General features: G+C 60.4%; 16 protein-coding genes and 1 tRNA gene. 10 read left to right on the top strand and 7 right to left on the bottom strand.

Features of this window, described 5'->3' with window-relative positions; all coding sequences use genetic code 11:
• Positions 1-12: 12 nt before the first annotated feature.
• The 6 genes from ACGHJ7_RS00385 (at position 13) to cobA (ending at position 6947) form a co-directional block, all read left to right on the top strand.
• Positions 13-843 carry a formate/nitrite transporter family protein gene (locus tag ACGHJ7_RS00385; RefSeq protein WP_063505764.1) on the top strand — a complete coding sequence of 277 codons (831 nt, stop codon included), beginning with the start codon at positions 13-15 and terminating at the stop codon, positions 841-843.
• Positions 833-2620 carry a bifunctional protein-serine/threonine kinase/phosphatase gene (locus ACGHJ7_RS00380; RefSeq protein ID WP_196846154.1) on the top strand — a complete coding sequence of 596 codons (1788 nt, stop codon included), beginning with the start codon at positions 833-835 and terminating at the stop codon, positions 2618-2620. Before ACGHJ7_RS00385 ends, ACGHJ7_RS00380 begins: the two co-directional genes overlap by 11 nt.
• A gap of 13 nt (positions 2621-2633) precedes the next feature.
• Entirely contained in the window at positions 2634-3077 is a 444-nt protein-coding gene (gene cynS, locus ACGHJ7_RS00375; protein WP_196846153.1) for a cyanase, read from the top strand.
• Positions 3078-3304: 227 nt separating this feature from the next.
• Positions 3305-5791, top strand: a complete 2487-nt coding sequence (nirB, locus tag ACGHJ7_RS00370; RefSeq protein ID WP_196846152.1) for a nitrite reductase large subunit NirB — start codon at positions 3305-3307, stop codon at positions 5789-5791.
• On the top strand, positions 5788-6147 hold the full coding sequence (nirD, locus tag ACGHJ7_RS00365) for a nitrite reductase small subunit NirD (RefSeq protein WP_196846151.1): 360 nt from the start codon (positions 5788-5790) through the stop codon (positions 6145-6147). Before nirB ends, nirD begins: the two co-directional genes overlap by 4 nt.
• Positions 6144-6947 carry a uroporphyrinogen-III C-methyltransferase gene (gene cobA / locus ACGHJ7_RS00360; protein ID WP_196846150.1) on the top strand — a complete coding sequence of 268 codons (804 nt, stop codon included), beginning with the start codon at positions 6144-6146 and terminating at the stop codon, positions 6945-6947. Before nirD ends, cobA begins: the two co-directional genes overlap by 4 nt.
• A gap of 131 nt (positions 6948-7078) precedes the next feature.
• Here cobA and ACGHJ7_RS00355 read toward each other — a convergent pair whose 3' ends face one another.
• From ACGHJ7_RS00355 to ACGHJ7_RS00345, 3 genes are read right to left on the bottom strand one after another with little or no spacing between them, the layout of a single operon-like run.
• Positions 7079-7963 (bottom strand): ImmA/IrrE family metallo-endopeptidase, encoded by an 885-nt coding sequence (locus ACGHJ7_RS00355; protein ID WP_334200717.1) that lies wholly within the window; start codon positions 7961-7963, stop codon positions 7079-7081.
• Entirely contained in the window at positions 7960-8286 is a 327-nt protein-coding gene (locus tag ACGHJ7_RS00350; protein ID WP_253517021.1) for a helix-turn-helix domain-containing protein, read from the bottom strand. The genes ACGHJ7_RS00355 and ACGHJ7_RS00350 overlap by 4 nt, the downstream gene beginning before the upstream one ends.
• Before the next feature lie 13 nt (positions 8287-8299).
• Positions 8300-8626, bottom strand: coding sequence for a hypothetical protein (locus ACGHJ7_RS00345; RefSeq protein ID WP_390473622.1), 327 nt, complete (start codon positions 8624-8626; stop codon positions 8300-8302).
• A 29-nt stretch (positions 8627-8655) separates the two neighbouring features.
• Here ACGHJ7_RS00345 and ACGHJ7_RS00340 point away from each other — a divergent pair, with 29 nt between their 5' ends.
• Both ACGHJ7_RS00340 and ACGHJ7_RS00335 read left to right on the top strand, forming a co-directional pair.
• The gene (locus ACGHJ7_RS00340) at positions 8656-8919 is read left to right on the top strand and encodes a DUF3892 domain-containing protein (RefSeq protein WP_334200718.1); all 264 of its coding nucleotides are present in this window, start codon (positions 8656-8658) and stop codon (positions 8917-8919) included.
• Positions 8920-9300: 381 nt separating this feature from the next.
• The gene (locus ACGHJ7_RS00335; RefSeq protein ID WP_334200719.1) at positions 9301-13500 is read left to right on the top strand and encodes an Eco57I restriction-modification methylase domain-containing protein; all 4200 of its coding nucleotides are present in this window, start codon (positions 9301-9303) and stop codon (positions 13498-13500) included.
• A 776-nt stretch (positions 13501-14276) separates the two neighbouring features.
• Here ACGHJ7_RS00335 and ACGHJ7_RS00330 read toward each other — a convergent pair.
• From ACGHJ7_RS00330 to ACGHJ7_RS00320, 3 genes are all read right to left on the bottom strand, one after another.
• Positions 14277-15080 (bottom strand): restriction endonuclease, encoded by an 804-nt coding sequence (locus ACGHJ7_RS00330; protein WP_334200720.1) that lies wholly within the window; start codon positions 15078-15080, stop codon positions 14277-14279.
• 127 nt (positions 15081-15207) lie between these two features.
• Positions 15208-16395 carry a site-specific integrase gene (locus tag ACGHJ7_RS00325; RefSeq protein ID WP_119511570.1) on the bottom strand — a complete coding sequence of 396 codons (1188 nt, stop codon included), beginning with the start codon at positions 16393-16395 and terminating at the stop codon, positions 15208-15210.
• A 206-nt stretch (positions 16396-16601) separates the two neighbouring features.
• Positions 16602-16687 (bottom strand) — tRNA-Tyr (locus ACGHJ7_RS00320).
• A gap of 166 nt (positions 16688-16853) precedes the next feature.
• Between ACGHJ7_RS00320 and rlmB the strand changes: the two genes are divergently transcribed.
• Together rlmB and ACGHJ7_RS00310 are read left to right on the top strand one after the other, a co-directional pair.
• Positions 16854-17639 carry a 23S rRNA (guanosine(2251)-2'-O)-methyltransferase RlmB gene (gene rlmB / locus ACGHJ7_RS00315; RefSeq protein ID WP_390473620.1) on the top strand — a complete coding sequence of 262 codons (786 nt, stop codon included), beginning with the start codon at positions 16854-16856 and terminating at the stop codon, positions 17637-17639.
• 24 nt (positions 17640-17663) lie between these two features.
• Entirely contained in the window at positions 17664-18569 is a 906-nt protein-coding gene (locus tag ACGHJ7_RS00310) for a hypothetical protein (protein WP_390473618.1), read from the top strand.
• Between the two features lie 160 nt (positions 18570-18729).
• Here ACGHJ7_RS00310 and ACGHJ7_RS00305 read toward each other — a convergent pair whose 3' ends face one another.
• The gene (locus ACGHJ7_RS00305) at positions 18730-19002 is read right to left on the bottom strand and encodes an HU family DNA-binding protein (RefSeq protein ID WP_390473616.1); all 273 of its coding nucleotides are present in this window, start codon (positions 19000-19002) and stop codon (positions 18730-18732) included.
• Between the last annotated feature and the right edge of the window lie 15 nt (positions 19003-19017).

The raw sequence follows: 19017 nt of genomic DNA, 5'->3' as shown, positions 1-19017 counted from the left end.
AGGGTTCTTGTCATGTCCTATCTTGCACCAAGCGAATTCGTACCAAAGCTGATCGACGCGGGAGAAGCGAAGATCATGATGTCCACCAAGGACACGCTGATCCGCGCTTTCATGGCGGGGGCGACTCTAGCGCTTGCCGCGGCCTTTGCCGTGACGATCAATGTCCAGACGGGCCAGCCGCTGGCCGGAGCGATCCTGTTCCCGGTCGGTTTCTGCCTGCTTTATTTGCTCGGATACGATCTGCTGACAGGTGTCTTCGTCCTGTGTCCTCTCGCCGTCTGGGATAAACGCCCAGGATGCAAATGGAGCGGGGTGTTCCGCAACTGGGGCCTGGTGTTCATCGGCAATTTTGCCGGTGCGCTGACCACCGCCGTCATGATGGCCGTATACTGGACCTACGGTTTCGCCGCAGAGGAAACCAACCCGGTCGGGCTGGTCTTTGCCACGATGGGCGAAGCCCGGACGGTGGGCTATGCCGAATACGGCGTGGCCGGTTTCGTCACCGTCTTCGTGCGTGCCATGCTGTGCAACTGGATGGTGTCCACCGGCGTGGTCGGCGCGACGATGTCCAGCACCGTCAGCGGCAAGGTCATCGCCATGTGGATGCCGATCATGCTGTTTTTCTACATGGTCTTCGAACACTCGATCGTGAACATGTTCCTGTTCCCTTCGGGCCTGATGATGGGCGGCGCATTCAGCATCGGCGACTATCTGGTGTGGAACGAGATTCCGGTCGTTCTCGGCAATCTTGTCGGTGGACTGACCTTCACCGGCATGATGCTGTACTCGACGCACTACCGCACCTCCAAGAGCCGCAAGGCGGACCTGAAGATTGCCGCCTGAGGCGATCCCGATCACCAGCGTGGCGGGGCACGGCGACAGGCCGCGCCTCGCCATCGAGCTGGGCCAGTATTCTTCCGCCGGGCGAAAGGCGGAGAACCAGGATTTCCATGGCTCGCTCCAGCCGGACGGGCCGGAGCTCGAACTCAAGGGCATTGCCTGCTGCATCGCCGACGGGATCAGCACCAGCATTCGCGGGGCCGAAGCGGCGGAGATCGCCTGCAAGAGCTTCCTCACCGATTATTTCTGCACACCCGATGGCTGGTCCGTCCGCCGCTCGGGCGAGACAGTCATAACCGCCGCCAACAGCTGGATGCACGCCCAGAATGCCGCCGTGCGCCCGCGCGAAGAAGGCGAGGATCGCGAACGCGCCGGGCTGATCTGCACGCTGAGCGCTTTGGTCCTGAAATCCCGGGTCGCGCACATTTTCCACGTTGGCGACAGCCAGATTGCTCGCATCGTGGGGGATCGTCTTGAAGCGCTGACCAGTCCGCACCGGATCGAACTGGGCGGCGGGCAAAGCTATCTTGGCCGCGCGATGGGTGCGAACGATTCGCTTGCGGTCGACTACGCGCAGGTTCGGGCCACCCCCGGCGACGTTTTTCTCCTGACGACCGACGGCGTTCACGAGTGCGTGGCCGATCAGGCGCTGGTCGGGGCGGTGCAAGCCGCAGCCACGCTGGACGATGCGGCAGCCGACATTGCGCGTCTAGCCTTGGCTGCGGGTAGCGAGGACAATCTGACGGTTCAGATCGTGCGCGTCGAGAGCCTGCCAGCGGGCGAAGTGCAGGATTTACTTGGTCTCGATCTTAGACTGCCGCCCGCACCGGTACTCCACGAAGGCCAGAGCCTCGATGGCTACCGCGTGATCGAACGTCTGCATGCAGGCAGCCGCAGCCACGTCTATCTCGTTCGTGACGAAACGACGCAAGCCGACTTCGCGCTTAAGGTGCTTTCCAGCGAGCGAGCGGGCGATCCCGAGGCCGTGGCCGCACTCCTGCTGGAGGAATGGGTTGCGCGCCGTCTATCGCACCCGAACCTGTTGGCAGCTGGCCCGGCAAGCGGCCCGCGCAGCCATGCCTATTGCGTAATGGCGTTGGCGGAGGGCACGAGCCTGCATCGGCATATCGCTGAGCATTCGCCGTTCGACCTTCAGCATGTCCGGCAAGTGGTGCGCCAGCTGTCCATGGGGCTGGAGGCGATGCATCGACGCGGCGTGCTGCACCGCGACCTGCGCCCGCATAACGTCATGGTCGACGCCGATGGCCATGCGACCATCATCGATTTCGGATCGGCGCAGGTTGCAGGCCTCGACGAGCTGGCCCCGCGCGCCTTCGAGGACGCGGCGTTCGCCGGGACCATGCAATACAGCGCGCCCGAAGTCTTTCTGGGCCAGCCCGCAAGTCCTGCCAGCGATGTCTTTTCGCTCGGCGTCATTGCCTACCAGATGGCGACCGGCGACCTGCCCTACGGACCGCGCGTGTCCGCTGCACGCACTCCTGCCGCGCAGAAGAAGCTCGCTTACGTGCCGGCGTCGGAGCGCAATCCCGACATTCCCCCCTGGTTCGATGGCGCGCTGGCCAAGGCGCTCGCGGTCGATCCGCGCTACAGATACGCGACCCCTGCCGAGCTGGTGCAGGATCTAGCCAATCCCAATCATTCGCTGCCGTCGGTTGGGTCGACGCCCCTGGTCGCGCGCGGCTCGGCCCACTTCTGGCGCGCGGTGGCGCTGGTTCTGGCCGCCGCGCTGATCGCCTCGCTCTGGTTCCACCTGATCTAAAGGAGATTCATTCATGCTGACCAAATCCGAAGTCATCACCCTGATCCGCGCCGCTAAGCGCGAAAAGAAAATTGGCTGGTCGGAGATTGCCGCCGCCGCCGGGGGAAGCGAAATTTTCGTCACCTCGGCCTGCCTCGGGATGAACAGCCTTTCCGAAGATGCGTCGCGCAAGGTGGTCGACCTTCTTGGACTGCCGGACGAGGCGGCAGTGGTCTTGGCCGAATATCCCACCAAGCACTTCGAGAAGACCGTACCGACCGACCCGTGCATCTACCGCTGGTACGAGATCACGGGCGTGTTCGGCGAGGCGTTCAAGGAGGTGGTGCAGGAGAAGTTCGGCGACGGGATCATGAGCGCCATCGATTTCGACATGGCGGTCGAGCGCGTCGAGCACGAAAAGGGTGACCGTGTCCAGGTGGTCATGAGCGGCAAATTCCTGCCCTATAAGAGTTTCTGACGGTCGCAGGCGGACGGCGGCAACCTCATGTTGCAATGCGAAAGGGGCTTGCCGGCGGACGACCGAATCGGATACAAGGTGCTGGAGCCGATGGCTTGTCCAACGAAGGGCAAAGCAGCTTCCGGCTTACCGATGATTTTCACACAAGCGTGGCAACGGCGCCGCCTGTCCCCTTCCGGACCGGCGGCTTTTTTGCGTGCGTTCTTGGCAAGCGAAGGACAGGCGAAATGAACGTCCCGACATCATTCGAGCCGCCCGTTGGCGCAAGGAAAAGACTGGTCGTGATCGGCAACGGCATGGCCGGCTGCCGCGCGGTCGAAGAAGTGCTGGCCCGCGATGCGGGTCGCTTCGCTATCACCATCTTCGGCGCCGAACCGCGGGTCAATTACAACCGCATCATGCTCTCTCCCGTGCTGGCAGGCGAGAAGTCCTTCGACGAGATCGTCATCAACGGTCAGGACTGGTACGATGACAATGCCATCACGCTGATATCGGGCGACCCGGTCGACCATATCGACCGCGAGGCCAAAACCGTGGTCAGCCGCTCGGGTCGCGTCGAACCGTACGATCGCCTGCTTATCGCGACCGGATCCGATCCGTTCATCATCCCGGTGCCGGGTGCCGATCTGGATGGCGTGGTATCCTTCCGCGATCTGGACGATGTCGAAACGATGGTCGCCGCGGCCGACAAGGGCGGCGATGCGGTGGTGATCGGTGGCGGATTGCTGGGGCTGGAGGCGGCCCACGGACTATCCCTGCGCGGCATGAACGCCACGGTCATCCACCTGATGCCGACGTTGATGGAGCGCCAGCTGGACGAGGCGGCAGGTTTCCTGCTGCGCCAGGAGCTGGAATGCCGCGGCCAGACCATCATCACCAGCGCGAACACGAAGGCCATCCATGGCGTCGAAGGCAAGGTGGTGGGCGTCGAACTGGAAGACAGCACGCGGATCAAGGCGGACATTGTCGTCATGGCCGCCGGTATCCGACCCTCGACCGGTCTGGCCGCAAAGGCGGGACTCGATACCGAGCGCGGCATTCTGGTGGACGATCACATGGTCACGTCCGATCCCGACATCCTGGCGGTGGGGGAATGCGTGCAGCATCGCGGGGCTTGCTACGGGCTCGTCGCGCCCTTGTGGGAAATGTGCCGCGCGCTGGCCGACTATCTGACCGATCTGCCCACCGGCTATCTCGGCTCGGTCACCTCGACCAAGCTCAAGGTCAGCGGTATCGACTTGTTCTCCGCTGGCGACTTTGCCGGCGGCGAGGGTTGCGAAGACATCGTCATGCGCGATGCGAGCCGCGGCATCTACAAACGCCTCGTCGTGAAGGACGACAGGCTCGTCGGCGCCGTCCTCTATGGCGATACCACCGACGGGAACTGGTATTTCGACCTGCTAAAGCGAGAGGAGGACATATCGGACATCCGCGAGGCGCTGATCTTCGGCCAGGCCTATGCATCGGGCGGGGCGCTCGCCGATCCGAATGCAGCCGTCGCCGCCCTGTCCGACGATGCGGAAATCTGCGGCTGCAACGGTGTGAGCAAGGGGCAGGTCGTCTCCTGCATCGTCGATGACGGCGCGCACAGCCTCGATGCGGTCCGCAGCCAGTGCAAGGCTTCGGCCAGCTGCGGCAGTTGCACCAATCTGGTCGAAGGGCTGCTTGCCCTGACGCTCGGCGGCGAGGTCGAAAGCGGCCCGAAGACCCTCTGCGCATGCACCAGCTTCAACCATGACGACGTGCGCCGCCTGATCGTGGAAAAGGAACTGAAGCTGATCCCGCAGGTGATGCAGGAACTGCACTGGACCACGCCCGACGGCTGCTCCTCGTGCCGCCCTGCGCTCAATTACTACCTGCTGTGCGCCTGGCCGGGCGAATATCAGGACGACGAGAAGAGCCGCTTTGTCAACGAGCGGCTGCACGCCAACATCCAGAAGGACGGCACCTATTCGGTCGTCCCGCGCTTCTTCGGCGGCATCACCAATCCAAGGGAACTGCGGGCCATCGCCGACGTGGTCGAAAAATACGATGCGCCCATGGTCAAGGTAACCGGCGGCCAGCGGCTCGACATCTTCGGGATCAGGAAAGAGGACCTGCCCGCCGTCTGGGCCGATCTCAATGCCGCCGGCATGGTGTCCGGCCACGCCTACGGCAAGGCGCTGCGCACGGTGAAGACCTGCGTGGGAAGTGAATGGTGCCGCTTCGGCACGCAGGATTCGACCGGGCTCGGCGTCAAGCTGGAGCAGGCGACATGGGGCAGTTACATGCCGCACAAGTTCAAGATGGCCGTCAGCGGCTGCCCAAGGAACTGTGCCGAAGCGACAATCAAGGATTTCGGCGTGGTTTGCGTCGATAGCGGCTACGAACTGCATGTCGGCGGGAACGGCGGGATCAAGGTTCGCGCAACCGACCTTCTCTGCAAGGTCGAGACCGAGGAGGAGGCGATGGAAATCTGCCTCGCCTTCATCCAGCTCTACCGCGAGGACGGGCACTATCTCGAACGCACGGCTCCGTGGCTGGAGCGCAAGGGGCTCGACTGGATCAAGGCTCAACTGTTCGACGATCCGGACGCCGTGCCGACCCTCGCGGCCCGCTTCCGCTTCTCGCAATCGCACTGGCAGGTCGATCCGTGGGAGCGGCGCGCCAAAGGCCAGAACGCCAAGTTGCACAGCCACCTGTCCATCATTCCGCCCGAGCTGGAGACCGCATGATGAGCGCTTCGCAATCCGACTGGCTCGACATCGGGCCGACTGCACAGATCGATCCAGGCATGGCGGCGACCCTGCCGGTGGAGGGCGGCGAGGAAATCGCCGTCTTCCACACGATCGGCGGCGAGTTCTATGCGCTGATCAACAAGTGTCCGCACAAGCAGGGGCCGCTCAGCCAGGGCATCGTCCATGGCGACAGCGTGTCGTGCCCGCTGCACAACTGGAAGATCTCTCTCAAGAGCGGAAAAGCGCTGGGCGACGATGAAGGCTGCACGCCGACCATTCCGCTCAAGGTGGATGCCGGGCGGCTCTATCTGCTGCGTGAAGCCGTGGTGCCTCAGGTAGGGCCCGCGGCATGAGCGCGGCGTTCGCAAAAGGGACGGTCTGGCTGGTGGGTGCGGGGCCCGGCGATCCGGACCTTCTCACGCGCAAGGCAGAGCGTCTTATCGCCACCGCCGACATCGTCTTTCACGATGCGCTGGTTGGCCCGGGAGTCCTCGCGCTTGTCCCGCCTTCTGTCGAACTCGTGTCGGTCGGAAAACGCTCGGGGCGTCACTCGAAGGACCAGCGCACGATCGATGCGCTGATCGTGGAGGCAGCCCTTGTGGGAAGGCGCGTGGTGCGATTGAAGGGCGGCGATCCGTCGATCTTCGGACGTTCCAGCGAGGAACTGGAAGCCTGCCATGCGGCGGGCGTTCCGGTCCACATCTGCCCCGGCATCACGGCCGCCAGCGCCGCCGCGGCCGATCTCGGGCTGTCGCTCACGCTGCGGGGCACGGCGCGGCGGCTGACCTTCGTCACGGCGCACACGAAGCGGGGCGGAGTGCCGCCGCTGGACTGGGCAGCGCTTGCCGACCCGCAGGCCACGCTCGCTGTCTACATGGGCAAGGCCGCCGCGCCGCACGTGTCGGCGGGACTGATCGCCGCTGGACTGGCGCCGGACACGCCGGTCGCGCTGGTCGAGAACGCGAGTTTACCGAAAGGCTCGCAGTTCCGAACTCGCCTAGACCTCCTGCCCATCGCCGCAAAGACCGCTCTCGGCGATGGACCTGCCTTGATCCTGATCGGAGCCGCTGTTGCGGAGCCGAATGCAAGTTCGAACTTAGAAACGAGAGAACGGCTTTCCAGAGAAGATATCAGTTCATTCGCCGCCCATTGACTCTGGCAATAGGCGCAGCATCCGCTGTCGATGTGGCAAGCTCTCGACAGCACCCGCAGCGCGACTGATGCCGTCCGCTTTGCTGGATATCATCTCCCATACCGGACAGTCCGGAAACGGCCCAAATTCAGTCACCGCCCACGGGCAAATTTAGGCTGGTAGCTTTCGATTAAATCGGTCTCTTCGTCCTCGATTTCGTACGGGTCTTCAGGAAGCTCTTCGCTTGAAAACACGGTCAAAGTGAAGCCGTACGAACCTAGACCGATCACCTCTTCATCAAGAACGGTGTTTGACGAACCGTCGAACCAGTCCGAGACCGTAGTCTCGCCGCTAGCTCTGGCGCCAGAGATCACATTTGCAGGTGCGGCATTGAACTGTCTGGTCGCCGAAGCAGGCAGGAGATCGCCTTTCCGAGGGTATGCCCGGGGTCCTAGTTGCTTGAAGCCCTCGGACAGGAATCCGTAGCATATCCTGTCAGCTTGGCTGACCACGACGGCCATTGGATAAGGGCTGCATTCGGCAGACCTGATGGCAGAAGCGGTAAGCGAGCATTCCGAGAGTTCGGCAAGCATTTCTATCCCAGAAAGGCCTATCGGCGCATCGTCGAGGGTGCTGCGAACAAGCTTGCCCGGGAGAAGCAGACCAGACGAAAAGTGATCTGCTTCAATTTCGATAGGCCGATCGCCTGCGGAGAACCCAGCCTTCGATGCATGCAGTGGACCGACCTTCTGCAATTCCTCGGGGTGGCCTGGAAGGAAATAATGCCCCAGCTCGTGACCGATGGTGAAGCGATGAAATCCAGGACTCTTGATCGCGGTAGAGTAAAAGATGCCGACATTCGGGCCGTCGAAAATGATGCCGCCACTAACCCCGGGCTGAGCGGCTTTGTGCTCTTCGACAAAAATATCCTCGTCAGCAGCGATCGCGAAGGGATCGATCGGGAAGGAATCGAAGCCGAACTCTCGGGCCTTTCGCTCGCCAAGCTTGCGCGCCCATTCCGGCCGAAACCCCCTCACTGATCCGACTGCTCGCGTCTCTCGCGCATGAGATTTATCATGAGCTGGATATGCTCGCGGTCTGCGTCAGTAAGGTCCTCTTCGCCGCGGAATGCAGTCGTGGCGCCAGCCATGTTTTCGGTCCGCCCGAGCAGGTAGTCCGAGCTCACATTGAGTGCCTTTGCGAGCGCCCGCACATTTGCAAACGAAGGTTTGCGGCGACCACGTTCAAAGTGTCCAATAGCGGCAACTTGCAGACTGGCCTTCTTGGCAAGATCCGCTTGAGTAAGCTCGCGCTTTTCGCGGGCCTTCGTCAACCGCTCTCCGAATTGATCCTCGTTCATCACGCTCCTTGACCTACGGGACAAAACTAGTTAAGCCTACGCAATGGTAGATAGAAGCGCGCCCACTCCGGGGCGCTTGTTTTTTGCCATATTGCCCTACGGTTTCGTAGATGTTTTTACGACGAATCAGCAGAATGTCAATCGAAAGGAGGTGATTTGGAATGGCGGGAAGGAAGAGCAATTCGGAAGTGACGAGCAAGAAGGCGGCTTCTGCGGCGTCCAAGGTTTTGCGCGACCCTAAGTCAAGCAAGGCCGCGAAGTCGGCAGCAGCGTCGGCGCTCACGCAGCGTCCCAACCGGAAGTAATCGCTGAAGCGGAGCGATGCCTCGCTCCGCTTCAACAACCAGCAAATGTTAAGGAAGAACTATTATGGCAAAGCGTTATGTGCGCCAGACTGGCAAAGACAAGGATGGCGACATCACTCGCCTTTGCAATTCCGGTCAACCGTGGTCTCCGCGAGCGAAGGTCGATGCGATCCGTGATATTGAGAACGGTACTCACGAGTACTGGGTCAATTGGACGCGCTATCCGGAAACTCGGATCCGCGTCGTTCAAGGTCCCAACGGCAAATATCTGCGGACGGACCGGGACGAGACCAACAAAAACAATCTGGATGACCTGCCGGACTGCTGACTGGGGTGCGTCAGTGTTTGCAAAGGAGGCGATTACCGGATGAAGCAATCTACGCTGCTTCAGCCGGTTTTTCGTGCCGCAGCTTAACGCGGTTCAATGTCTCTTGGGTTGAGGACTTCGCCCAATGGCAGACAGTCCGTAATTGGCCCCAATCCGAAATCTCGCATAGTATCCCAGAGTGCTTGAGGCGGTGCTCCAATGTCGTCGAATGCCCTACCCTCTCCAATGCGATCGAAGTCCATAGCAATCTGTGGACTGGTAGCCCTTCGAGCATGCAATGGGGCTTGGCGAAGCGGTCTGCCCCGCAGTTCGCTGTGCACGAGCGTCACAGGTCGGGTGTAATTGAACGGTAGATCCGCTACTTCGCTGGCAGCAGGGAGGGTGGCTGTGTTTCAGGGCGCATTATTTACACGTGATTGGCTGAAGGAAGGGATTGCCGAAACCCCTGAATGGCAGAACCTCGCAAGTGATGCAGTGGAACTGCTATGGAACGAGGCGCGGACCCTTCTGCTGGATCACGCGGGACGGAAAAAGCCTACCGAGGCCGAAACCGAAGACCAACTCATCTATCCCTTGCTCGAAATGCTGGGTTGGCAACACAAATCTGTCCAGCAGAACATGACGACCAAGGGACGCAAGGATGTCCCCGATGCCCTGCTATTCGCGGATGAAGAAGCCGCAGAACGGGCAAAGACACTCGAGCCGTGGCAACGCTTCCGCCACGGCGCGGCCCTTGTGGAAGCGAAGCGCTGGGATCGACCGCTCGATCGCGAGGGACAGGGGGACCAGGGCGTCCCATCCACCCAGATAATGCATTACCTGCGCCGTGCTGCCGTCGTTGCCGATGGAAAGATGCCGTGGGGCATTCTGACCAATGGGCGGCAATGGCGGCTTTATTATCAGAATGCACTTTCAGTCGCCGAAGACTTCTTCGAGATAGACCTTGGCAAGGTATTCGGGTTGCCCGGATGCGATCCCGATCTTCTCGATGAGCAAATCGATCCCGATCAGGCATTCCGGCTCTTCTTGCTGATCTTCGGGCGGGATGCCTTTCGTCCAAGCGAGCAAGGTCGCAGCTTCCACCTGATCGCGATTGAAGATGCGCGGCGGTGGGAAGAAAAGGTTCGCAAGGATCTGGCGGATACCGTGTTCGACAGTGTATTCCCCGAACTAATAATGGCGATCCCGTTAGCAGACCCGTTTCGCCCTGAAGTGGTGGATGATGAGTACGCAGAGGATGTCCGCCAAGCGGCCATGTACCTGCTTTATCGCCTGTTGTTTGTCCTTTTCGCAGAAGACCGGAACCTGTTGCCTGACGAGCGCGGCCCTTATGCCGATTATTGCCTCACCCGGTTGCGGGAGGAGATCAAGGAGCGGCATGTCCAAGGACAGGCGCAACTTGCTCGCAGCACTGCATACTGGTCTCGCCTCGAAACGATATTCGGGGCCATTTCCGAAGGCGATGATGATCTGGGCATCCCTCCTTACAACGGGGGCTTGTTCGCGACGGAAGGTGACTCGTTGCTCAGCCGCATCAAGCTTTCAGACGATACGCTCGCCAAGGTGATCTTGCCGCTTTCACACAGAGAGGAGGATGGACGTCTCCGCTACATCAACTACCGCGATCTTTCGGTTCAGCAGCTCGGGTCGATCTATGAATCGATTCTCGAATACGGTGTCGAAACCGAAGAAGGCGGAACGGTGCGGCCGCGCTCGGACAATGAGGCGCGGCACCGGTCGGGCTCTTATTACACCCCTGAGCCGCTTGTCTCGCTGATCATCGAAAAGACCGTTGGGCCACTCGTCGACGAGAAGCGCGAAGCGTTCGCAGCCGCTCTCGAAAGCGGCGCGACGGGGGACACGCTTCGCGGCCACGATCCCGCGATGTCTCTGCTTTCGCTCCGCATCGTCGACCCGGCCATGGGGAGCGGGCATTTCCTTGTCAGTCTGGTAGACTGGTTTTCAGACAAGGTTCTCACTGCGGTTGGCGACGCTGAAAGCATGGCCGGGGGCGACTATACGTCTCCGCTGGTCAAGCATATCGCCGATCTGCGAGAGGGGATCATTGCCAACGCGCGCGCGCATAACTGGCCTATCGTCGAAGAACAGCTGGACGACCGCCACATCGTGCGCCGCATGGTACTCAAGCGCTGCGTGCACGGGGTCGACCTCAACCCGATGGCAGTTGAACTCGCCAAGGTCGCGCTCTGGCTGCACAGCTTCACGGTCGGGGCGCCGTTGTCCTTTCTCGACCACCATTTGCGCTGCGGCAACAGTGTGCTCGGCGCATGGGTGCAACCTACCTTTGACTGGATGCGGGAACGCGGTGCCCTGATCTCCAATCAGCACCTTTTATCCCTAGCAGCTGTCGTACGGGACATGGGAGAGATCGAAGGGCTGACCGACACCGACATTACGCAGGTTGACCAGTCAAAAACGCTTTTTGCAAAGATATCCGAAACCAGCGCACCGCTTGAAGCAATTTTGAGTCTCGCCAAGGCAGACGACCTCATGGGTGTGCTGGAAACAACCGTGCGACGTCCTCGCGAAACGGCGAATGCCATACAGGCAGACGGCGAGAAGCGGCTGGCGCAAATGGAGGAAGGGCCGAGCAAGGAGAAGGAGACGGCAAAGATTCAGCGTGCAGTTGCCAGAGCGATCGATGCCGAGCGCAAGTTCGACCGGGCCGAAGCAATGAAGCTGGTACACGAAGGATCTTTCGGTGACCCCAGCCGGATCGCGAGCGGAGAGATCGAGGTGCTTGCGGCCGATACGCGCACCGAACTTGGTCTCGGCGGACCAGAGCCGGTCCAGGGCAGCCTTATGCCGAGCCACCGGCCGGATGACCGCAGGCGCGCGCTGGCGGACAGTCTCGTGCGCGAAGCACGCGCAATCGCAGCAGAACAAAGGTTTTTCCATTGGGAGGTCGCCTTCCCTGGCGTGTGGAGCGACTTTTCCTCGCCGGAGCGATCGGGTGGATTCGACGCGGTTATCGGCAATCCGCCTTATGTCCGTCAGGAGGAGATCAGCGCGATAAAGCCTGCCCTGTCAAAAGCCTTCGATACTTATGCGGGGAGTGCCGATCTTTACGTCTACTTCTACGAACAGGGGATCAATCTGCTCAAGCCCGGCGGGCGTATGGGCTATGTCGTAACCAACAAGTGGCTGAGGGCCGGCTATGCCGAAAAACTCCGCAGGATGTTTGCGGAAGAGGTCTGGATCGAGTTTCTCGCCGATTTCGGCCACGCGCGACATCTGTTCCCGGACGCCGACGTGTTTCCATGCGTTATCTCGGTCCGGAAGCCCGATACTGACGCAGCGCCCGAGCAGTACGATCTTGCAGTCATCCCGCGTGATGATGTTCCCCGGGAAGGTTTGTCAGCTGCTGTGCAGGCGGCAACTTATCGCGCAAAACGCTCCGATCTGTCTGAAGAAGCGTGGGTGCTGGAGCCACCAGAAGTCGCCGCACTTCTTCGAAAGATTCGGGAACGCGGCGAACCGATGGAGAAATATGCCGGGGTCAGTCCGCTCTACGGCGTCAAGACTGGGTTCAACGAAGCGTTTCTGATCGACACCGCCACGCGCAATAAGCTTGTGAATGAGGATTCCAATGCTGCTGAAATAATAAAGCCTTATCTTCGCGGACAAGACATTGGTCGATGGCTGCCAGAATGGAATGGCCTTTGGATGATCTTCGCGAGGCGAGGCATCGATATTGAAAAGTATCCGAGTGTCTTACGGCACCTTGAATCATTGCGAACACAGCTCGAACCTAAACCTAACAATTGGACGCCCCCAAGAAAGGGTGCGAAATGGCCGGGTCGTAAAGCCGGAAGCTACCGTTGGTATGAAATTCAAGATGCCGTGGAATATTACGCAGATTTCGATGTACCAAAAATCCTCCTCAGGCGCATCGCTTTTTACGCGCAGGTTTGTACTGACAACGGCGAATACATGGTCAACGATTCAGCCCTCATATTGCCGAAGGCTGATGAGTGGATAGTCGCCTGCCTTAATTCCCCTGTCGGATGGTATTTCCAATTCAAAGAGTTCCCGCACAAGAAGGATGAGGCACTCGCGTTCGACATTCCTTACGTTCGGAATTTTCCAATCCCACAACTTGAACACGATCAACGTAACGCGTTCGAGGAATGTGTTTACGCCGTTAGGAAGAACACCGACATTGTTGAGCAAGCGGATCGAGCCATAACAGATTGGCTGAGCTTAGAGTTTTCTGGAGCGACCAGCGCTACTTTACGCGAAGCCAGCAAACTCGACAGCGATGGCTTTGTCGCTGCTGTTCGATCTGCATTGCCCAAACGGCAAGGACTGACTCCCACGCAGCTTCGTCAATTGCGCGAAGCCTTCAGCGAAACCGCTGAGCCTGCAAGGCAAGCGCGAATCGAATTGCTTGCACATGAGCGCAGACTCGCTGCCATGGTCGAACGCGCATACGGGCTGACGGACGAGGAAATCGCGCTGATGTGGCGCACTGCCCCGCCCCGCATGCCATTGGCGCCGCCACCAAGTTTAGACCTTAGGCCCCTTACCGCTGAGAAGGTCTCTGATCCTTTCCGTTGACCTTTATCGCCTGTTCGGTGTGTTGCCGATCATCAGATCCCGGTTGTGTTTTCAGGCTGCCCTGCGGGCGACCTGCTCTATCCACTTCGCGGACCGGGCCTGTAGTCCCGGCCCATCCGGGTGACGATCAGGAGCAGTTATCGAATGAGCGGGAGTTTCTGGAGGACGCGCTCTGTCCCGCGCTTCGCGCTCCTTAGGGCGCGGCGTTCTTGAGCTAACCCGCAGGCACTCTTGCCTCTCTCATTGCCTGACGCCCGCTGGCGCACTGATCGCGCGCGCAGGACGTCCGGCGGCTTCGCGCCGTCGCAAGGGTGCCGTTGTTTTTGCGGATCGCTCATGCGATCCTTGCGCGGGAACGCCAAGGGCTTCGCCCTCTCGTTCCCGAAACCGCAAACAGACGCCCCCGGGTGGCGGGCTTACGCCCGCTGGCCCGCGCCAGGACATCGGTTTGCGGTTTTCCCTCCCCCTCCCATCCTCGCCGGACGGCAGGCGGCATGGCGAAGCCATGCGCGCCGGTGGGTGGTGCAGGTGGTCTGTCTGTGGGGCACAGAGCGCTAGTCGTCTGCGTCGCGCGGTGGTTTCCATCTTGTTGTGCCGAGCGGTAGTCACCCGGCGCGTCCATAGGCTAATCGCGCGCCTGGCTTAATCCTTAGTCCCGAGATTGTTCGTGAGGCGTTAGGCAGCCTGCACTCCGTCAGGCGTCTTGTGGGCGAACGCTGCTTCGACTACCGCAATCGCAGAGGCCATGTTCGCCGCCCAGTCGGCGACGATGACAACTAGCTGAGTGCAAGATCACCGCGTGCGAATGCCGCCAATTGCGCCCTGTCCCATACGACCACCGACAACTCTTTAGCTGTTTTAAAGGCCGGTCCGGTGACCCCATTCACAACAATTAACATTGGAATGGCGCTTGAAGCCGCACAGACACCGGCAATTTCTCGCACCGCGCCAACCGATACTGGTTTTACGTGTCCTTTGCACTGACAGAAGAACGTCGTGTTGGCGTATTTGAGGACGAGATCGACCCCTCCGTCTCCTGTCGTAGCAGTTGTCGAAACTTTCCAGCCCCGCTCTCGAAAAACTCCGGCGGCTGCCCATTCCAGATCTCTGCCGCGTAAGGACCTCCAATAACCTTCGCCCGAGACCGTCTGGAAATGCTTCCAATTCTGGAATGCGACGCGGAAATCACAGGCGTCGTTGATATAGGCCTCATCGCCATAAATCGATTTCAGCACATAATCTGCGAAAGGCAGTACGAAGATCAGGACATAGCTATAGGCCATCGGCCCCAGATAGCTCGTCATGAAATTGGGTTCCTCACTGTCATCGTGCAATGCGAACACGAATGCAGCGGCTAAGATTGCGAATATGATCAACTTTACGGCAAGCGAAAGCCGCTCCCGTTTTTTCAAGAACGCGTCAAACTCTTCAAAATCAAAGTCTGACGGCAGTCCGAAATCTGCCCGTTTAGGTTCAGCTTTTTTTTCGCTCGAACTCCTGCTCACGGCATCGGCTAATGCAGAACGAGCTGCCACTTTCTTTCTGCGAGCTATCTCTGCTTTCGTGGGTTCCAGCATCATGACGCAATTCCGATATCAGCAGACTGTCAGGGAAACGTTAAAGCGCATGCTTCAACTGCTTGCCGACCATCGAATCCAGCTTGAAGTATTCAGACAGGAAAGCAGTCGCTCCAGCTAATTCGCCTCCTTATGACGCCACGTTGCTCGCGCAGTAGGCTCCCCAAGCTTCCATGAGCTTCACCCGTATACCAGGATTCTCTTTAGTGCCGAGGTAAGTGGTGCGGCGATACGCCGCCTGAACCGCGTCTGGCGTTTTATGCGCGAGCGCTGCCTCGACAACTGCATTGGGAAAACCCTCGTTTGCCGCCCAGTCCGTGAATGCCGAGCGGAAACCGTGGACGTGAAAGGGTTCCTGCATGTCGCGCAGCACCTTGAGCAGCGTCATGTCGGACATCGCTTTGCCCGTAGCTCCGGAAAAGACGACTTCGGCCCCTCCGACTTTGAAGGCGTCCGCCTTTGCAAGCACGCCCATTGCGGCCTCGGAGAGCGGGACAACATGTGCCTTGCTGCGCTTCATGTGTTCGGCGGGGATCGTCCACAGCCGCTCTTCCAGATCGAATTCTTCCCACGTCGCGAGTCGGACCTCTTGCGAGCGCGTGCCGGTCAGGATGAGGAGATCGAGCGCGAAGCGTCCGAAGGATGGCTTGCGCCTTAGTGCGGTCAGGAACGATGGGATAGCGACATAAGGCATCGCTTTTCGATTCTGGGTTTTCTTGATCTGCCGTGGCAGACCCCTCCCGGCTTTCAGGCTACTGTTCCCAGATGGCGCTTCGGTCGACCGCCAGCCCTTTGCGTGTGCGTAGTCCAGTACCGCGCAAATCCGGTTGCGTACCTGGCGCGCGGTTTCCGGGATTTCCTGCCAGATCGGCGTGAGTACATCGATGATGTCAGCTGCAGCGATACTGCCGGTCGGCATGTCGCCAAGCTTGGGGAAGGCGTAGTTCTCCAGACTGGCCAGCCACTGGCGCGCGTATACAGCGCTCTTCCAGCCCGCCTCGTTTTCGGAGTGATACTGTGTAGCGGCTTCGCGGAAGGTCACCTTGGCGGCAGCCTCGTCCTTGCGCTCCGTAAGAACATCGCGCTTTTCGACCTTCACGGCCTTGCGCAGTTCGTTCGCTTTCTCGCGTGCCTCCGCCAGCGTGACCAGCTTTGCGCTCCCAACCCCGATGTCCCGTCGCTTTCCATCTTGCTGGAGTCGGAGCAGCCATGAAGCCGAGCCGGTTTTCCCAACTTTGAGGAAAAGACCTTCCCCATCCTGATACGTGCCCGGATTCGCTAAAGCTGCCTTTACCGCTACCGCCGTGAGCTTGCCCATTTCCTTCCCCACATTTCCGCAGGCCGTTCCAGAAAATACAAGTGTGGGGAAGCGTCCGTCTTTCCCCACACCTTCCCCACACTAGGCCTCGGATGCGGGTGGATCACGATGGCTCTGTGGGGACGGAATGGACGTAATATACCGCAGAACTTCAACAGTTTCCATGGGTTTCTGGGGATGCAGATAGATGCTGAAGGAAAGGGCGGTGGTGGACAGGATAGGATTCGAACCTATGTACGCTTGCGCGGGCAGATTTACAGTCTGCTGCCTTTAACCACTCGGCCACCTGTCCACATCGCCTGTCGACCAGCCCCGGATCGGGAAGGTCGCTTCGCAAAACGGGGTCCGCCGGGCGGGCCCCAAGTGCCGAGAGGCGCCCCAATGGCGAAGCGGTGCTTGCCTGTCAATGGGGGCGCTGGCAGGGCGGCACAAACACTTGCGAAGGAAGAATGGACGGCATGGCCAAAGGCGAGCGCAAAAAGGCTTACAGGGGCCGCGCAGGCAGGATGCAGGGCGGACGCGGCAGCGGCAAGGCGTCGAGCGGTCATGTCCGCCTCTGGGGGCGCCATCCGGTAGAGGCGGCTCTCAAGAATCCGGAGCGTTCGCACAGGAAACTGTGGGCGACCCGTGAAGGCATCGCGTCCCTCGATGGCGAATTGCCGCAGGATTTTCCCGTCGAATATGCCGATGGACACGACCTCGCCCGGCTGGTGGCGGGCGATGCTCCGCACCAGGGACTGGTGCTGGAATGCGAACCGCTGGCGGACCGCTATCTGGAAGATGTCATTGACGGGTCGGGCCGCCCCATCCTCGTTCTCGACCAGGTCACGGACCCGCACAATGTCGGCGCCATACTCAGGTCCGCCGCCGCTTTCGATGCTGCGGCAATCGTAACGCAGGATCGTCATGCCCCGCCGGAATCGGGCGTGGTGGCGAAGTCCGCCTCGGGCGCGCTGGAAACCGTTCCATGGATCAGGGTCGTCAACCTGGCCCGCGCGCTCGATGAACTGGCGAACCACGATTTCTGGCGCATCGGGCTCACCGGCGCTGCTGAAATGACGCTGGCCAAGGCGCTGCCTGCCGGACCCGTGGCGCTGGTATTGGGCGCGGAGGGAGCCGGCATGCGGGCCAATATCGAATCGCATTGCGACGCTCTGGCCTCGCTGCCGATATCCGAGGCCATAGAAAGTCTGAATGTTTCGAATGCGGCGGCGATCTCGCTCTACGCGATCGTCACGCGCTAGGACTGCAAATCCGGGGGGAAAAACATGACGATCGAGCGAAATGGAACACCTGCGAAAATAGCCGCGGTCTGCGGCGCCTTGCTGCTGCTGACGGGGTGTTTCCTGCAACCGGGCAAGTTCGACGCCGAACTCACGATCGAGAAGGGCGGCACGTTCGGATACAGCTATGATGGTGAAATCTATCTGCTGGGCCTCAGCAAGCTGGCCGAGATCGGCCAAAAGATGGACCAGTCGGAAAGCGAATTCGTCGAGCAGCCCTGCTACGATGACGGCCTCGAGGAAGACGCCTTCGTCGAGCGGACCTGCACGGCGGAGGAAATCGCGGCCCAGAAGCGTGATTACGAGGAATCGCTGGAACAGCAGGCCCGCGAGCAGGAGCGCGAGAGCGAGATGATGAAGGCGATGCTCGGCGGGCTGGACCCGACCGATCCCGACGCCGCGCAGGAACTCGTCGAACGGCTGGAGCGCCAGGTTGGCTGGAACAGTGTCGAATATTCCGGAGACGGCCTGTTCAATGTCAGCTTCGCCGTTCGTGGCAGGCTCAGCCATGATTTCGTCTTCCCGACCATGGAGCGGGTCCCGATGGCCAATCATTTCGTCCAGCTCGCCCTGCGGGAGGACGGAAAGGTCCGGATGGACGCGCCCGGCTTCGCAGTCAGCAATTCCAATGATCCCTTCAGCACGATGATGGGCGGAATGACCGGGATGTTCGGCGCAATGGCCGCAGCGGGTCTCGACGAAGAGGATGAAGAGGACCTGCCGCTCTTCCCCGAATTGCAGGGCACTTTCAGGCTGGTAACCGACGCCCGCATCCTTGCAAACAATACCGATGAAGGCCCGCAGCGGGTCGATGGGCGCGAGGTTCTGACTTGGGACATCAATACCCGGACGACCGTCGCGCCGACGGCCCTGATCGATTACGGGACCTGAAAAGCCCGGCTCGGCCTCAGCCGCGTTCGCCCAGCAAAAGCCGGTGTGTCGCCACCGTGGTCGCATCGAAGCCCTACCAGAAAAAACCCCGCTTGCCTGACCGGCGAGCGGGGTTCTTTCTATCGAACGGGAATGCCGGGCATTCCCGATAAGCTCCGTCTTAGTTGACGGCGTCCTTCAGGCCCTTGCCAGCCTTGAACTTCGGCTGGTTCGATGCCTTGATCGTCATCGGCTCGCCGGTGCGCGGGTTACGGCCCGTCGAAGCCTTGCGGCGCGCGACGGAGAACGTGCCAAAGCCCACCAGACGAACTTCGTCGCCCTTCGAAAGCGTCTTGGTGATCGCGTCGAAGACACCTTCCACGGCGCTGGCTGCGTCGTTCTTGGAAAGGCCGCTGGCGTCGGCAACCGCACCGATAAGTTCGTTCTTGTTCATCTAAAGCTCCCCCGG

Origin of the sequence: Altererythrobacter sp. MTPC7, from assembly GCF_042851395.1 — a bacterium.
In the GTDB taxonomy this organism is placed as follows: domain Bacteria; phylum Pseudomonadota; class Alphaproteobacteria; order Sphingomonadales; family Sphingomonadaceae; genus CAJXSN01.
This window is presented reverse-complemented; position numbering and strand designations above follow the sequence as displayed.

Excerpts from the sequence above, each read along its gene's own strand:
- cynS (WP_196846153.1), top strand. The coding sequence starts at position 2,634 with ATGCTGACCAAATCCGAAGTCATCACCCTGATCCGCGCCGCTAAGCGC.
- ACGHJ7_RS00330 (WP_334200720.1), bottom strand. The coding sequence starts at position 15,080 with ATGATGCTGGAACCCACGAAAGCAGAGATAGCTCGCAGAAAGAAAGTG.
- nirB (WP_196846152.1), top strand. The coding sequence starts at position 3,305 with ATGAACGTCCCGACATCATTCGAGCCGCCCGTTGGCGCAAGGAAAAGA.
- rlmB (WP_390473620.1), top strand. The coding sequence starts at position 16,854 with ATGGCCAAAGGCGAGCGCAAAAAGGCTTACAGGGGCCGCGCAGGCAGG.
- ACGHJ7_RS00305 (WP_390473616.1), bottom strand. The coding sequence starts at position 19,002 with ATGAACAAGAACGAACTTATCGGTGCGGTTGCCGACGCCAGCGGCCTT.
- ACGHJ7_RS00310 (WP_390473618.1), top strand. The coding sequence starts at position 17,664 with ATGACGATCGAGCGAAATGGAACACCTGCGAAAATAGCCGCGGTCTGC.
- ACGHJ7_RS00350 (WP_253517021.1), bottom strand. The coding sequence starts at position 8,286 with ATGAACGAGGATCAATTCGGAGAGCGGTTGACGAAGGCCCGCGAAAAG.
- nirD (WP_196846151.1), top strand. The coding sequence starts at position 5,788 with ATGATGAGCGCTTCGCAATCCGACTGGCTCGACATCGGGCCGACTGCA.
- ACGHJ7_RS00325 (WP_119511570.1), bottom strand. The coding sequence starts at position 16,395 with ATGGGCAAGCTCACGGCGGTAGCGGTAAAGGCAGCTTTAGCGAATCCG.
- cobA (WP_196846150.1), top strand. The coding sequence starts at position 6,144 with ATGAGCGCGGCGTTCGCAAAAGGGACGGTCTGGCTGGTGGGTGCGGGG.
- ACGHJ7_RS00340 (WP_334200718.1), top strand. The coding sequence starts at position 8,656 with ATGGCAAAGCGTTATGTGCGCCAGACTGGCAAAGACAAGGATGGCGAC.
- ACGHJ7_RS00385 (WP_063505764.1), top strand. The coding sequence starts at position 13 with ATGTCCTATCTTGCACCAAGCGAATTCGTACCAAAGCTGATCGACGCG.